Annotated in this window: 9 protein-coding genes; 3 read left to right on the top strand and 6 right to left on the bottom strand. The window is 48.1% G+C overall.

Annotation, left to right across the window (positions count from 1 at the left end; genetic code table 11):
- Window positions 1–95 precede the first annotated feature (95 nt).
- Genes MP213Fo_RS00525 through MP213Fo_RS00500 form a run of 6 tightly spaced genes read right to left on the bottom strand, consistent with a single transcriptional unit; the run spans window position 96 to window position 8,690 of the window.
- Entirely contained in the window at window positions 96–1,301 is a 1,206-nt protein-coding gene (locus MP213Fo_RS00525) for an NAD(P)/FAD-dependent oxidoreductase (RefSeq protein ID WP_421089761.1), read from the bottom strand.
- Complete coding sequence (locus MP213Fo_RS00520) at window positions 1,298–2,110, bottom strand: NAD-dependent epimerase/dehydratase family protein (protein ID WP_421089760.1); 813 nt, start codon at window positions 2,108–2,110, stop codon at window positions 1,298–1,300. The genes MP213Fo_RS00525 and MP213Fo_RS00520 overlap by 4 nt, the downstream gene beginning before the upstream one ends.
- 4 nt (window positions 2,111–2,114) lie before the next feature.
- Window positions 2,115–3,332, bottom strand: a complete 1,218-nt coding sequence (locus MP213Fo_RS00515) for a pyridoxal phosphate-dependent aminotransferase (protein ID WP_421089759.1) — start codon at window positions 3,330–3,332, stop codon at window positions 2,115–2,117.
- The gene (locus tag MP213Fo_RS00510; RefSeq protein WP_421089758.1) at window positions 3,332–4,948 is read right to left on the bottom strand and encodes a hydantoinase B/oxoprolinase family protein; all 1,617 of its coding nucleotides are present in this window, start codon (window positions 4,946–4,948) and stop codon (window positions 3,332–3,334) included. Before MP213Fo_RS00510 ends, MP213Fo_RS00515 begins: the two co-directional genes overlap by 1 nt.
- Window positions 4,945–7,029: a hydantoinase/oxoprolinase family protein gene (locus MP213Fo_RS00505; RefSeq protein ID WP_421089757.1), complete on the bottom strand. Its 2,085-nt coding sequence runs from the start codon at window positions 7,027–7,029 to the stop codon at window positions 4,945–4,947. The genes MP213Fo_RS00510 and MP213Fo_RS00505 overlap by 4 nt, the downstream gene beginning before the upstream one ends.
- A complete protein-coding gene (locus tag MP213Fo_RS00500; protein WP_421089756.1) occupies window positions 7,026–8,690 on the bottom strand; it encodes a thiamine pyrophosphate-dependent enzyme in 1,665 nt (554 codons plus the stop codon). Before MP213Fo_RS00500 ends, MP213Fo_RS00505 begins: the two co-directional genes overlap by 4 nt.
- Before the next feature lie 1,651 nt (window positions 8,691–10,341).
- Between MP213Fo_RS00500 and MP213Fo_RS00495 the strand changes: the two genes are divergently transcribed.
- From MP213Fo_RS00495 to MP213Fo_RS00485, 3 genes are all read left to right on the top strand, one after another.
- Window positions 10,342–14,148 (top strand): autotransporter outer membrane beta-barrel domain-containing protein, encoded by a 3,807-nt coding sequence (locus MP213Fo_RS00495; RefSeq protein ID WP_421089755.1) that lies wholly within the window; start codon window positions 10,342–10,344, stop codon window positions 14,146–14,148.
- A gap of 172 nt (window positions 14,149–14,320) precedes the next feature.
- Window positions 14,321–15,076: a SapC family protein gene (locus MP213Fo_RS00490; protein WP_421089754.1), complete on the top strand. Its 756-nt coding sequence runs from the start codon at window positions 14,321–14,323 to the stop codon at window positions 15,074–15,076.
- The gene (locus tag MP213Fo_RS00485) at window positions 15,076–15,720 is read left to right on the top strand and encodes a GNAT family N-acetyltransferase (protein WP_421089753.1); all 645 of its coding nucleotides are present in this window, start codon (window positions 15,076–15,078) and stop codon (window positions 15,718–15,720) included. Before MP213Fo_RS00490 ends, MP213Fo_RS00485 begins: the two co-directional genes overlap by 1 nt.
- Window positions 15,721–15,729 lie beyond the last annotated feature (9 nt).

The raw sequence follows: 15,729 nt of genomic DNA, 5'->3' as shown, positions 1-15,729 counted from the left end.
TTCATTCATTGTCAGGCTGCTTTTTGAACCGAAAAATCATCAATGGAGACCATCGCCTTCATGCTTGTGCTGTCAGTTTGCTGGCAGCACTTTTATCATATGACAGCCTTTTCCAAAAAAGGCTTATTTGCAATCACACGTTCATATCCGACGTCGGACATGTCAAGAGTGCGGAAACCGTTATAAGCAATTAGTTCTGAAACCGCTCTGCCGGTGGCAGGGCCTTGCTGCAAGCCGTGACCTGAAAAGCCGTTTGCAAAAATAAAATTGCTGACTTCAGGGTGACGCCCGACAATGAGATTATGATCTAACACATTGAAATCATAATGTCCTGCCCATTGATTGACAACTTTAATGGCTTCAAATGCAGGTGAGCGTTCAGCCAGCGCCGGCCAGATAATCTCTTCAAACTCATCATAGCGCGGTTCAAAATCATCCCAATCAACGGCAGGGTCCTCAACCGGTGGGCAACCGGTAAGGAAGAAGCGGCCTTCAGGACGACAAAACACGCCGCTCGGATCAATCATCAACGGCAATCGCCCACCATTGACAGTTGCGGTGCCTTCCGGTGTTTGCGCACAATCATAAACAAAAAGCGTGCGCTTGCGCGGCTCAATCGGCACATCAAGACCAGCCATACGCGCGGTTAAAGCCGCACTCACACCGGACGCATTAACGATTGTACCGCATGTGATTGTTGCGCCGGATTTCAACACAATACCGGTTACGCGGTTATTGTCACGGTTGATGGCCACAACTTCATCGGTAATATAGTCTGCACCCAGTTCGCGGGCTTTGTTTTTAAAGCCATACATCAGACCGGTATTATTGAACCAGCCTTCTCCGGAGCGACCATAGGAAGCCAGCAGAATATCATCCGTATTGAGATGCGGAAACGCTTTGCCCAGCTCGTCTTTGTCCCACAAGACCACGTCAGCACCACAGGCAACCTGTACCTCGTGGTTTTCACGCAGGGTTTGTGTCTGTTCAGCCGTATTGGCCAGAAACAGATAACCGCCTTCATGAAACTGTAAGTCAGGCTTGTCACCCACAACCTGCATCACTTCGGCAAAGTTACGGATAAATTCGGTGCCAAAACGACTGATCTGCACATTGATCGGGTTGGAAAACTGGTTACGGATTGATGATGATGATAGCGAAGTCGCCGCGCGAACATAGGTCGGATCGCGTTCCACAACCAGAATTGAGCCGTTAAAATCAGGGTTCTCTGCCAGAAAATACGCAACCGAAGAGCCGATGACTGCGCCGCCGACAATGATTACATCATAATGCTGCTTCATGATTTAACCTCATCATCCGGATGACCAAGATCAACAAACCAGCCGCCCAGCATACGCGTTGCCGGTGCATGCGGATCAGCACGCTCAGTGCGCGCTTCCATCGCTTCACGATAAGGTTCGGAATTATCCTGCGGCTTATAACCGAGATGACCGGCCTTGCTATTATCGACAGGCGCTACTTTATTGTCAGACAAACCGAAGCTCACGGTAAAGCCGACACGCGGCGCTGTGAGGCTGGCTTTAACCAGGCGAATGCAATCGTCAAACGACAGCCATGACCACAGCATGCGGCGGTCTGCAGGCTCTGGAAAAGAAGAGAAAATCCGCAGAGCCACAGTTTCTATGCCGAATTTATCCCAGTAAAGCTGGCCTAAATCTTCAACAAAGCACTTTGACAGACCATAGAGACTATCGGGACGATGTGCTGCCTGCGTGTCAATATTGGCTTCCAGTCCGTGATAGCCGATGGCATGCACGGAAGAGGCATAAATAACCCGCTTAACACCGTTTTGACGGGCAGCTTCATAAATATTATAGCTGCCCTGAATGTTGGATTTGAGAATTCTCTCCCAACTCACTTCAAGCGGCTCACCGCCAAAATGAATAATGGCATCAACGCCTTTTGCGAGTTTCATTATCGCATCAGCATCGCTTAATTCGCAGATTACGGCTTCTTCATTGGATTGAAGATTTTTGATTTCCACACGGTCAGTCAGCAGCAATTTACGAGCCAACGGCGCAAGGCCGCGCCGTAACTCTGTGCCAAGCCTGCCCGCAGCGCCGGTGATGAGTATGGTATCAAAATCCATCTGTTTATGCCTTTGTAGCCGGAGCAAGACGGGAGACAGCATTAGCAATGCGCTTCATAGCTTCATCAAGCACGCTATCTGATGTGGCAGTGGATATGCGGAAATAAGGCGACATGCCATAGGCTGAGCCCGGCACTGCAGCCACACGGCCTTCATTCAGAAGATAGGTGGCAATGCCGGCATCATCTTGCAAAATTGTGCCATCCGGCGTTTTCATGCCAATCAGGTCTGCACAACCGATAAAGGCATAAAATGCCCCTTGCGGTGCGCGCAAATTAAGCCCCTGAATAGCATTGATACCACGCACAACCTGATCACGGCGGCGCTGAAAGGCAGCGCAAAATTCACGCACACTTTCCTGCGGGCCATCAAGCGCGGCTTTGGCAGCGGCCTGCGCAATAGAGCAAACAGATGTGATCGACTGGCTCTGCACCGTTGCCATTGCTTTAATCAGCGGCAGCGGACCCGCGGCATAACCCACACGCCAGCCGGTCATGGCATAGGCTTTTGACATGCCGTTCACAATCAGGCTGCGGTCTTTCAACTGCGGGCAGGCTTTGCCAAAGGAGACAAATGCGACACCGTCAAAAACAATATGCTCATAAATTTCGTCAGACAGCACCAGCACATGCGGGTGGCGCTGTAAAACCTCGCCCAGCGCCTGAAGGCTTGCTTCATCATAAACCGCACCGGACGGATTGCCCGGCGCATTGAGAAATAGCCATTTGGTCTTTGGTGTAATCGCCTGTTCCAGCACGTCTGCGGTGAGGCGAAAGCCGTCTTCTTCACGGCATTGCGCAATAACCGGAGTGCCGCCAAGCAGCTTAACCATTTCAGGATAGGAGACGAAATAAGGCGTTGGAACAATGACTTCATCACCATCTTCCAATGTCGCCATCAGCGCATTGAAAATGATCTGCTTGGCACCGTTCGAGACAATAATCTCGTCCGGTGTATAGCTGAGGCCGTTTTCCTGCTCGAATTTACGCGTAATCGCTTTGCGCAGATCAAGCGTGCCCAAAGCTGCAGTATATAGTGTATCGCCGGCCTTGGCAGCCGCATAGGCTGCCTCGGTAATATGTGCCGGTGTTGCAAAATCCGGCTCTCCCAAGCCAAGATCAATGACATCGATACCTTTAGCCACAAGCGCTTTGGCTGCCTGTGAAACAGCCATCGAGGCTGAAGGCTTTACCGCTGCCAAACGTGATGACAAATAAGACATTATTTCCCCTCCGTGACGTAACCCTGTGCTTTATCCTGCAGTTTGGCTTCCATACTGCGATCAGCCGGATTACCAAAACCACCGCCGCCCGGCAGATTGAGAATAAGACGTTTACCGGCCGGAACATGCTGCCAGCCTTTAGGCCGCATCACAGTTCCGTCATCCAGCGCAACACTGCCGGTAGCGCCGTTTTCACCGCCATTACGGCCGCGTGGTGCCTCTTTAACCCGATCAAACATCGCAGAGAAGTCAAATTCATGATTATCCGCAGGGCTGATCTCAATAACCTGACCCAAGCCACCACGATATTGACCATCACCACCGGAATCCGGACGCAGCTCTTTACGCCAGATAACAATAGGGCCCGTATGCTCTGTGGCTTCAACCGGCATGGTATGCACACCGGAAGGGAAAGCGGTTGCCGACAAACCGTCAAGCGTCGGGCGTGCGCCCATACCGCCGGAGTTGAACATCAGAACTTCAGCATTGGTACCAGCCTGACCCGCAGCCGGACGCACTGAAATATGAATATTCCACAGCGCACCGGCACCTTCTGCCAGAATTTGATCCGGCAAGGCTTTGGCCAATGCACCCAGCACCAAATCTGGCACCATATGGCCAATCACGTGGCGCAAGCTCACAGGGGCAGGGCGCGGTGCGTTGAGAATATTGGTCGCTGATGAAATCGTGAAGAATGACAGCGAAGCCGCATTATTCGGAATTTCCGGTGCCAATACACATTTCAGCGCATAAGACGCATAGGCCTTGGTGTAAATAATTGGAACATTGATGCCCCAATTGCTAATCCCGTCACTGTCGGAAAAATCGACATGAACGCGATCGTCAAACATTTCAACCTTGGCACCAAGACGGATCGGCTTGTCATAACCATCGGTTATCAGCTCATTCGTCCACACGCCGTTCGGATAGCGGGCAATGCGTTCGCGCATTGCAGCTTCCGTGCGGCTGAAGATAAAATCTGACAGAGTATCGAGGGTTGCCAGACCAATTTCACGCATCATATCAACAAGACGGCGGTGGCCGACTTCGTTACATGCAGAAAGAGAATAAAAGTCACCGATAACCTGATTTGGCTCACGCACATTGGTACGCAGAATCTTGATCAGATCTTTGTTGACCGCACCGCGCTCGGCAAATTTCATAATCGGAATCTGAATACCTTCTTCGTAAACCGATTTGCCATCAGCACCAAAACCGCGGCCGCCGACATCCACCACATGCGCTGTACAAGCAAAAAATGCTACCAGCTCGCCATTTAGGAAAGAAGGCGAGACCATAGTGATATCATGGAGGTGGCCGGTGCCAAGCCATGGATCATTGGTGACATATGTGTCGCCTTCAAACATCTCTTCGCGAGGAATTTCATTGATAAAATTCAACACTGCTTCAGCCATAGTATTCACATGGCCCGGCGTTCCGGTAACCGCTTGCGCCAGCATCTGACCTTTCGGGTCAAACACACCGGCAGACAAATCGCCGGCCTCACGCACAGAGGTTGAAAAGGCGGTGCGCAACAAGGTCAGCGCCTGTTCTTCAACAACAGAGATCAGGCGGTTCCACATGACCTGCATGCGGATTTCATCCAATTCGCTCATGCGGATATTCCTTTTTTAACCAGCAGAATCGTGCCGTCATTTTGAATAACAGCATTGAAAGGGGCGGTTACAATTGTAGATGTTTCGCGCTCGACAATGATTGCAGGGCCGGTCACGCGGTCTGCAACTGCCAGAGTTTCACGATCAAAAATTCCGGTTGGCAGCATTTTACCGGCGCTCGGATCAAATACATCGCGCTGACTTGCAGGTTCCACAATACGCTCGCCATAGATGACAGAACCGCTTGGGGCTTTTTCCTGCGAGACTTCAACCTTAACCGACCATGTAACGATCTCGATTTCAGCACCTTCAATCGGACGTCCGAAGAAACGCGCATAGTTTTCGACGAAAGTCTGGCGCAATGTATCAATATCAGCATCATTGAAAGGTGGCTGCGGTGCAGTGACCGGTATTTCCCAGCCCTGACCCGCATAGCGCATGAATGCAGTGATTTCACGCTCAAGCGGTGCATCAGACCCGCTGCGCACAAAACTTTCAGCCGCAGCACTCAGCTCTGCAAGCATAGTATTGACGCCAGCCTGATCGAGGCTCGACAATTTTGCCAGATGCGAAACCAGTGCCTCATAACCAAATGGTGCTTTGAGGAAGCCAATGGCAGAGCCAACGCCTGCACCCTGCGGGATCAGACATTGTTCAACACCGAGCTTTTCACACAGTCGTGCCGCATGCAAAGGTGCCGCACCGCCAAAGGCGATCATGATATTTTCAGAGATATTCTTGCCGTTTTCAACCGCATGAACACGTGCGGCATTGGCCATGTTTTCATCAACCACTTCACAAATGCCAAAAGCAGCAGAAAGCGGTTTGAGACCAAGTTTGGAGCCGACATTTTTATCAATGGCTTTTTCTGAATCCGCAACCGACAATTTGATCGCACCACCGGCAAAATTATCCGGATCAAGCTTACCCAGCATCAGGTCGGCATCAGTAATTGCAGGGCGCTCACCGCCACGCTGATAACAGGCAGGGCCGGGCTCTGAACCGGCACTTTCAGGACCGGTCTGAATGCGCCCCATAGAATCGACCCATGCAATCGAACCGCCACCGGCACCGATTTCGATCATTTCAATCACCGGAATGGAGATTGGCATGCCCGAGCCTTTGCAGAAGCGATAGGTACGCGCAACTTCAAATGTACGTGCGGTTTTTGGTACAAAATCTTCAATCAGACAGATTTTGGCAGTTGTGCCGCCCATATCATAGGACACAACATTGTTGATACCAAACTGACGGGCAATATCGGCCGCAAAAATCGCGCCGCCTGCAGGGCCGGATTCAACCAGACGCACCGGAAATTCTGACGCGGTTTCAACTGAAATAAGGCTACCGCCGGAATGGATCATAAAGACCGGGCATTGCGCGCCCATTTCTTTCAAACGCACCTGAAGACGTGCCAGATAATCCGCCATTTGCGGACGCACATAAGCATTGGCGCAAACAGTGTTAAAGCGCTCGAACTCACGCATTTGCGGTGAAACTTCTGCCGAAATTGAAATTGGCAGCGATAATTTGCGTTCCAGAATAGTACGGGCGCGGCGCTCATGCTCCGGATTCATATAAGAGTGAATAAAGCCGATCGCCACGGCACCGAAACCACCGGCAGCAATCGCATCGGCAATTTCTTCCAGCTTGGCTTCATCCAGCGCCTGCAATTCCTGACCCTGCGCATTCATGCGGCCCGATACTGTGAAACGATGCTCACGGGCAACCAGAGGTGTAGGTAATTTCAGGTTGAGATCATATTGCTCGAAGCGGTTTTCGCTGCGCATTTCAATAACATCACGAAAGCCTTCAGTAGTAATAAAGGCTGTTTTGGCTCCACGGCGCTCAATCAGCGCATTGGTGGCCAGTGTGGTGCCGTGAATAACAATATCAAGATCAGCAGGGCTGATGCCAGCTTGTTTGGTAACAATCTCGATACCATCGAGAATAGCCTGTTCAGGGGCAGTATAATTGGTCAGCACTTTGGTTGAGTAGAGTGTGCCGTGCATGTCGAGCGCAATATCGGTAAATGTACCGCCAATATCTGCGCCAAGTCTGATGTCTTTACGGGATGTCATACCGTTTCCTTTGCTGCAAATGCGGCAGCGCGCATCTGGCTCAATGTCTGGCGAGGTGTCAGGGCTTCGGGCGAAATATTAAGATCCAGCACAGCACCGGTTAAAGATGCTGCAGCACGCTCAAAAGCCGCCTCAAAATCTTCTGTTTTTTCCACACGTTCAGCATGGAAATTGTAGGATTTTGCTAAAGCCACGAAGTCTGGGTTTTCCATAGTGGTGCCCGATACACGACCCGGATAGTGCTTTTCCTGATGGGCGCGGATGGTGCCGTAAATACCATTATTCAGAATAAGAATAATCGGCTGGGCGCCGGCTTGCATTGCTGAACCGAGTTCCTGACAATTCATCTGGAAATCACCGTCACCTGCAAAGCACACTACCATGCGCTGTGGCTCTGCAACTTTAGCGGCAACAGCCGCCGGCACGCCATAACCCATCGCACCGGATTGCGGCGCAAGAAGACGTGCTTTCGGACCGAATTTGAAGAATTTATTTGGCCATACAGTGAAGTTGCCCGCACCATTGGTCAGCACAACATCTTCCGGCAGGCGGTTACGCAAATATTCCATAACCGTCACCATATCGACAGGTGAGGGCTGGGCAGGCGCATCGAAACTGGCAAGATAGGCATCACGCGCCGCGGAGCGCCATGCACCCCATTGACCTTCAACCGGCTTCAATGCCTTGGCAAAGCTGCTCGGGCAGGCATGAATACCGAGGGTCGGAACGTAGATTTTGCCGATTTCTGCATCTGATGGATGAACATGGATCAGCTTCTGCTGCGGTACCGGCACGTCTAACAGCGTATAGCCGTCTGTCGTCATCTCGCCAAAGCGCACATTGATTGCAACAATAAGGTCGGCATCACGAAGCAGTGCTTTAACATGCGGGAGCATGCCGACGCCTGCCTCACCCACAAAAGCTGATGAGGCATTATCGAACTGATCCATGTAGCGAAATGCTGCCACAACCGGAATATCCGAATTAAGTGCAAAAGCCTCAAGTGCCGCGCGACCTTCATCAGACCAATTGGTGCCACCCATCAAAATCACAGGCTTTTGCGCTGCCTGCAAGAGTTTGTGAGCTTCATCAATTGCTGCGATTTGCGGTGCCGGTGCGCTGATATTTGCAGGCGCTGTGAGCGGCGCAACAGCGCTCAGGCTCGTCAGCATATCCTCAGGCAGGGCAATAACCACAGGGCCCGGGCGACCAGTGGTGGCAACAGTCCATGCGCGGGCCAAAATTTCCGGAATACGCTCAACCTGATCGATTTGGGTTGCCCATTTGGCAACGGTGCCGAACATTGCGCGATAATCAATTTCCTGAAACGCTTCACGGCCGATCATATCAGTGCCGACCTGACCAATGAAGAGCAGCATGGGAGCGCTGTCCTGCATTGCGGTGTGCACGCCAATCGAGGCATTGGTTGCGCCGGGACCGCGGGTAACAAAGCACAAGCCGGGTGTACCGGTAAGTTTACCATAAGCCGCTGCCATAAAGGACGCGCCGCCTTCATTGCGGCAAAGTACAAAATCCAGCGTGCCTTGCGCATCATGAAGCGCATCAAGCACCGCCAGATAACTTTCTCCCGGTACACCAAAGCTCTTGCTCGCGCCTAACGCGATCAGGCTTTCTACGAGGAGTTGTCCCCCATTGCGCATTTGTATTCACCTCCCGATTTACCCAAATTATATCCATCCTGAACCGGATTCTGGCTCAAAGGATACCGGCGAAGCAAATAGTGCGCTTGAATGCCGGTGCTGAGTATAAATGCATGGCGACGGGCAGGGAGGAATCAAGAAAACCCGTTTATTGACAAGTTTTACTTGTGTATCTGCAAAAGGTGTAATGACTGTTATTTATTATGCAGCTTTAGAACCTGCGAATGATAGATACCCCTATAAACCATAGCAGCTCATTTAGGGCATATGAGTTGGTTTTCAGATATTTAAAACAGTTGCTAAAGCCTGTCGTTTACTGGTCTTGCCCTGAATTAGTAGAGAGAGTTTCTCTCAGTGCCGACCGTGATGGTCTCAAATCCTATTGGCGGTTTATATTCCAGTGAGGAATGACGCCATATTGGATTATAAAAGGCACCTATGCATCGGCCAAAAGCTTTTTCAGCGATGGCGTTATTTGAAAGACACTACGCCACACCATTTTCAATTTTATGACTTTAAATTCGGATTCCATCATAGCATTACCAAAACAAATTACCTTTGCCATTCATTGATGCGTTCATAGGGTGTTTTAACAATCGCCTTTGATAGTTATGAGAGCAAAATTGACTACCTCTGTCCGAAGGGGAATTAGCCTAGGAGGGCACCTGCGAAGGAGAATTGCCGTTTTAAGGCGGTTAACGCCAGGTTTTTTGAGCCTGACACTTATCACTCACCCAAAAATGGGTTTAGAGAATAAGTCCACTGTGACTGCTATGCGTCGTCTTTTATAACGTTATAGCGCCGTTTTGTAATGCATTCAGAGTGTTAACTCTCATTAACCTTGCAGCACAATGGTTGCTAACATTAAGACCGACATCATGGTGTTGAATATACATGCGTAGTGACCAATAAGTTTATTGGATAGCTTAAAGCTGCGCTCGGGTAAACGGCAACAGGAGATCAGGTCCCTGTGTTACCGAGAACTGGCGGGACGGCCAGGCCAAGTATAATAGCAGCTTTAACTGAGACTAAGAACCGAGCAGAGCAGAGCCGATAAACGGGGAGTTCCTCTTTCGATTCATCAATGAGGTCGAACTTCATCGAGTGTCAGTCGGAATAACTGTTAACTAGGTCATTCTCTTTTCAGACTCAATTTTCGCGAAAAAACTTGCAGTACCCTTTAGTGTCTCACGCTCTTGCGGAAGAATTTCTTTTTTACGCAAACGGGCTATTTTTTTGCAATATCCTTATGCGGACGCCGCATCAGGTAAAGCGTTCTTGATCACAAAGATAATGCAGCTGACAACTCGGTGGACATTAACCCTTTGGATACCGCGCGATAGCGGAATACAGGGCTTGATGAGTTGCATTTGCGCACCTGATAACCAAAAAAATCACTCATGGAGCACCTCCTTGAAGCGATCAATGAATGAGTTAGTCACGGCGACCCCAAGATATTTACTCGCTCCTGAGACTAAAATATTTAAAAGTATTATCGAAATTAGTAAATTGACACTTATGTATATAAGTATATATTTCAAATTAAACATGGTTAATTTATCTAAATACGTAAAACATCTAATATTAGACCTACGCGTTTTTGTTGGCTTAAAAACATTATAAATATAAATTGAAGCTGGGGAATTAAATCATGAACGTGCCAGTCTTATTAGATGTTCCACAAATTATAACTGACACCATTACCCACGAGAGCTCTCAACCTTCAGCGTTAAAATTAAGTCAGGTGCGTGGAACCTACGTCGCCAAAAAGCGTATTTTGACAACTCGCTTTAAGGCTATTCGCATATTTTTTCTTGCATCCACTGCCTTGGTCGCCTCATCTCCTGCTCTTTTTGGACAAACCACTGAGTGGATTGGTGGTGACGGAGATTGGAATAAAGGTTCCAATTGGAGCAATGGCGCCGCTCCAATTTACCTTGATAATGTTATCATTAACACGCTGGAGCCTAACTCACCTATCATTTCGCCGGACGAAAATGACAGTTTTTCTACAAATTTAAACACACTAACCATAGGCGAAGGTACAGGGCAGTCCGGATATCTGATGCTGGATGCTGAGGCACCAAACTCAGGCATTTTTTTTGTTATGCCTTACGATGCTGAGCATGGTTTTACTGTTGGTAAAAGCGGTGGCAAAGGCGTTCTCAATGTTAAACTTGCGGGCGATTTTGTCGACCCAGATATTAATTTTGACAGTATTTGGTTGGATAGTGATTTAACCGTTGGTTCCGGTGCAGGCAGCAATGGTACAGTTAACATCCTTTCAAATGGTAAAGATGCATCTGCGGTAACGCATTATGATGCAGCGGTTGGTTTGCGAACAGGCTCAGGATATGTGGGCTATAATGGTGGTACCGGGGTCGTCAACATTATTGACTCCGCCTGGGGCCTTGGTATGTCTCACAAGGAAAAGGCGATCGGCGCATTTGTAGGTGATGGTACAAAAAGTCACGGCACTCTGAATGTTCTTTCTGGTGGTAAACTCGCTATGGGCACTTATGGTCCAACTATTGAAAACCCCGATGGTCTTCCTACCGGGGTTGTTGTTGGCATACGTGGCGGAACCGGTATATTAAACGTTATTGGACGCAATGGCACTGTGCCAAGCGTTGTGCATAGCGCTCTTGGATTTAATATTGGTCATGGTGCTAATAGTCATGGCACAGCAAATATTCTGGCTGGCGGCAAGATGTCCAGCGTTGACTCTTTTTATCATTCACCTCCAGGCTATATTTTTAATAATATTGGCTCAGATGGTGGTACCGGATCAATACTGGTATCTGACGCTGGTTCTACATTATTAATTGGTGGAGAAACTTATTCTCCATATCCTTTTGAGACCACAACGACCGGCGATCTCCATATCGGAAATGGTGGTCATGGTACATTAACAATAGCCAAGGGTGCATTGGTACATGTAGGCACGGGAATTTATGAATCCATAAGCATCCAAAACAATAGTGAAGCACATAAGCTGACCCCGGATATAGCCAATGGTATTGTTTATTTGGCACATGGCTCCGGCGCTACCGGTACAATCAACTATGGTGCTGCTGCAGGCGATACAGCTTTATCAGCAGGTACTCTTAATGCAGCTGGCGTTGTTTTCGGTTCGGGTAATGGACGGCTAAACTTTAATCACACTGATACAAATTTACAAATTGCTACGCCATTAAGTGGAAAAGGCCGGATTGACGTTATTGCCGGCACAACATGGATAAATAGCGATAACGACGAAGGCTTTACCCATATTCGAAAAGGTTTCGACCAATATAAATCCAATATTATTGATGTAAGTGAAACCTTTACAGAGGGGCTTAGTGGCCAAACAAATCTTTATGGCGGAACACTCGGATTAGGCCACAGCCATGCATTAGGTAACAGCGATATTTATGCCCGCAATGATGCAAATTTAGCCTATGGAGCAGGCACATCACTAGAAACCGGCGTTAAAATCGACAATAAGATCACGGTTGAACCGAATGTAACGCTTAACTTACAAGTAAAAGAGAATATATCCGCAGAGCAAAGTGGCGCTATAGGTGGTACAGGTAATCTGACCAAAACAGATGCGGGCACATTGTCGCTCAGTGCAGATAATAGTCTCAGTGGTGAAGTCAAAATCTCCGCTGGAACTCTTGCTTTAAGCGGCGCGGGAGAAGTCTCGCAAGCCAAACGTGTTATCGCAAATAGTGTTTTTGATATTTCCAAAGCTGTTGATGGCGCATCTATCCGTAGTCTTTCAGGATCTGGAATAGCAGAACTTGGTAAGCAAACGCTAACAATTACCTCTGCCAATGACTTGTTTTCAGGCATCATTCAAGGCGATGGCGGCTTAACTGTTGCTGGAGGAGTGCAATCTCTCAGTGGCAAAAATACTTATAGCGGCAACACAATGATTAACGGCGCAACACTAAAGGCCGCCGCAGCCAACACATTCAGCCCCAACTCTTTTCATATGATTGATGCAAAGGGTGTGCTTGACTTGAATGATTACAATCAGTTCGTTCCTGAATTGCACAATGCTGGCTTTGTCCGTTTTGGCAGCACGCCAGGCACTGTAATGTCTGTTAATAATTATGCCGGTGCTGGTGGTTCGCTATTAATGAACACAACTCTGAATGACGACAACTCCGTATCTGACCGTTTAATGATTGATGGTGGAAGGGCAACCGGCACCAGCAGCATCAAGGTAACGAATGTGGGCGGGCTTGGCGCCAAAACAAAAGCAGATGGCATTCTGCTGGTTGGTGTTCTCAATGGCGGCACAACAGAGAAAAACGCTTTTGATCTCAACGGGCGGGCAATTGCAGGCCCATATGAATATTCTTTGTTGCGTGGAGGCATAGACGGTAACAATAGTGATCAGTGGTATTTAAGATCTTTATTAGATTGCGCGCTTGATCCGGGATCGGATATTTGTAAGCCAGTTATTCCAATAGATCCAATTGAGCCAGGTATACCGAATCCAGAGTATCGCGGGGAAGTTTCGCTTTATACGGCTCTGCCTTCACTGGCACTTAAATACGGCAATGCCACTGTGGATTCTCTGCATGAGAGAATGGGCGTTACGCGCATGACAGCCGATAGCGGAACGATGGGCTGGGGGCGCGTTATTGGTGTATCAGGCTCTAAGAATTCTGATGGGTTAGGCATTTATGGTAACAATGGCCCGGCCTATGATTACAATATAGCAGCCATGCAAACAGGCATGGACCTCTACCAGAGTGAAGCCGCCAACGGTAGTATAACCCAAGCTGGTATCCATGGTGCGTTTGGCCGGACCACCGCTGATGTCGATAATTTCAATGGCAAAAATGCTGGACGCGTTGAACTCGACGCATGGTCACTCGGATTATATCTGACACATGTAGCAAGTGCTGGATGGTATGTGGATAGCATTATACAAGGAACCTATTATGATGCTGCGTCAGCATCTTCTGGTGGACAATCTCTGAAAACCAATGGCTACGGCTTAATTGCATCAGTTGAAACGGGTTATCCGTTTCAACTTCAGAATAGTTGGACACTGGAACCTCAAGCGCAGCTGACATACCAACTCGTTAATCTCGATGATACGAGCGATGGTGCAGCTTTGGAGAAGTTTTCAAAAGTTCAATCACTGCAAGCCCGCCTTGGTATGAAGCTTGCTAAAAGCTGGGCATTGAATGAAGATCCCGCACGCAAAACAGCATTGTGGTTCCGTGGAAGCCTACTCAATGAATTCTTGGGAACACCCCAAACCGCCTTTTCCTCGAAAGAAGGATTTGTGGCTTTCCGTGATGATATTAGTGGTCTTTATGGGCAGTTAACCGCTGGTATTTCGTATGATGTGACCAAACAAGCTACACTATACGGTACTCTTGGTTATCAGGCTCGATTTGATGGTGATGATCAAGCATTGAATGGGAAACTTGGCCTCAAAGCAGCATTCTAAAGCACTGTATCTCATTGTTTTAACAGCGTTACGAGTAGATTTAGTCGGTAAAAAATTAATCCGATGCAGTAAAGTTGATATTGCATCGGGTAGAATGATCGTAGTTCAGCTCGAAATAAACCTCAACATTAATGCCTTTATTGCATGATGACCACCAAAAAGAAGTTTTATAATGCTGCCATCTTACTTTCGTGAGCCGGTCTTTTTATGTGCTGAGCAACACCTAAATCACGCACTCATCCAACCGGTATCGCTCGACTTTGCCACACAGCAAACAGCGGTACCCATAGGGTTGTCAGAGTTCAGAATTGCAGCGACCCAATATCCGATTGTTTTTATTGGTGACAATCACCCTGTTCCGGTCATTGTTACAGGGCTGTTAAGCGGAGGCAATCTTTTTATTGATCAGAGTGGTAAATGGGATAGTCAGCATTATTGCCCAGCATTTTTGAAACAATACCCGTTTTATATGCTTCCGCAAAAAGGCAATGAAACGGGAATTTTGCTTGCGGATCAAGCAAGCAAAAGTTTTTCAGATAAAAAATACATTCAAATCAAGGCCAGCGCAGATAGTCTATTTACAAAGCAAGGAGATGCATCGGAAGCTTTAATGCGGGTCGTTGCGCTTTGTGCCGGCGTTTATCATGCCAAGCAGCAAGTGACAGCTTTAGGACATGCGATAAAAGCTGCTGGCGTTTTGGTTGAGAGAAATGTGCAATATTCTGCTGAGAAAAATACTCAAACAATTAGTGGAATGCTGATGGTTGATGAAAATGCATTGAGGGCCCTTCCTGAAGCAACTCTTATTGCGTGGTATAAAAGCGGCTGGATTGACGCTCTCAATATGCATCTGGCCTCACAGCATAATTGGGAGAAACTGGTTCATAGGCATACACAAACAAGCCGCAACAAAGCCGGTGGCCGATAATGTTTAACAAGCCAAGCCGCCCCGTTATTGTGTCTTTACGCATCAAAGATGCCCACCCAAAAGCACTGGTATCAGAGCCTGCACATCATAATGGTCATATTCATATTAAGACCGGTAATTTTCTGCTGAGATCTTTAGTTCCGTCAGATGTCACATCCAGATTTGTTGAATGGCTAAATGATTGGCAAATGCTACAAGGCCTCAATATTGCACGACTGAGCTTTACAGAGGAAACGCTCGCTGATTTTATCGCCAGTTTTGATAATCACCATGGGTATTTTATTGGCATATTTGATTGCCATACAGATCTATTGCTTGGTTTTTATACAATTGACGTCAACCGCAAACATAAGACCGGCAACTTGACGACGGGTGTCGGCGAAATGGAAACAGGCGGCAAACCTGTATTATGGGCAACGATTGATGCTTTGCTTGACCATTTCTACGCTGAGCAAGATATTGAGAAGTTTAGTGCCCGCATTCTGGCGCGCAACCATCGTATGCTGTTCAATTTCAGAAATAATACACGGTTCGTTCTTGAGGCACATTTAAAGCAGGAATGTCTTGGAGCCAATGGTAATCGGGTGGATATTATTAGCTTCGCATCCTTCAAAAATGATATTTTACCAGTCAAACCGGTTTGATGTTAATGA

The organism is Pseudochrobactrum mosebachae (genome assembly GCF_048914685.1).
GTDB lineage: Bacteria > Pseudomonadota > Alphaproteobacteria > Rhizobiales > Rhizobiaceae > Pseudochrobactrum.
The sequence above is the reverse complement of the archived record's forward strand: the minus strand, read 5'-3'. Positions and strand labels throughout refer to the sequence as shown.

Coding starts and splice junctions, on each gene's coding strand:
- MP213Fo_RS00490 (WP_421089754.1), top strand. CDS start 14,321: ATGCTGCCATCTTACTTTCGTGAGCCGGTCTTTTTATGTGCTGAGCAA.
- MP213Fo_RS00495 (WP_421089755.1), top strand. CDS start 10,342: ATGAACGTGCCAGTCTTATTAGATGTTCCACAAATTATAACTGACACC.
- MP213Fo_RS00510 (WP_421089758.1), bottom strand. CDS start 4,948: ATGAGCGAATTGGATGAAATCCGCATGCAGGTCATGTGGAACCGCCTG.
- MP213Fo_RS00500 (WP_421089756.1), bottom strand. CDS start 8,690: ATGCGCAATGGGGGACAACTCCTCGTAGAAAGCCTGATCGCGTTAGGC.
- MP213Fo_RS00520 (WP_421089760.1), bottom strand. CDS start 2,110: ATGGATTTTGATACCATACTCATCACCGGCGCTGCGGGCAGGCTTGGC.
- MP213Fo_RS00515 (WP_421089759.1), bottom strand. CDS start 3,332: ATGTCTTATTTGTCATCACGTTTGGCAGCGGTAAAGCCTTCAGCCTCG.
- MP213Fo_RS00485 (WP_421089753.1), top strand. CDS start 15,076: ATGTTTAACAAGCCAAGCCGCCCCGTTATTGTGTCTTTACGCATCAAA.
- MP213Fo_RS00505 (WP_421089757.1), bottom strand. CDS start 7,029: ATGACATCCCGTAAAGACATCAGACTTGGCGCAGATATTGGCGGTACA.
- MP213Fo_RS00525 (WP_421089761.1), bottom strand. CDS start 1,301: ATGAAGCAGCATTATGATGTAATCATTGTCGGCGGCGCAGTCATCGGC.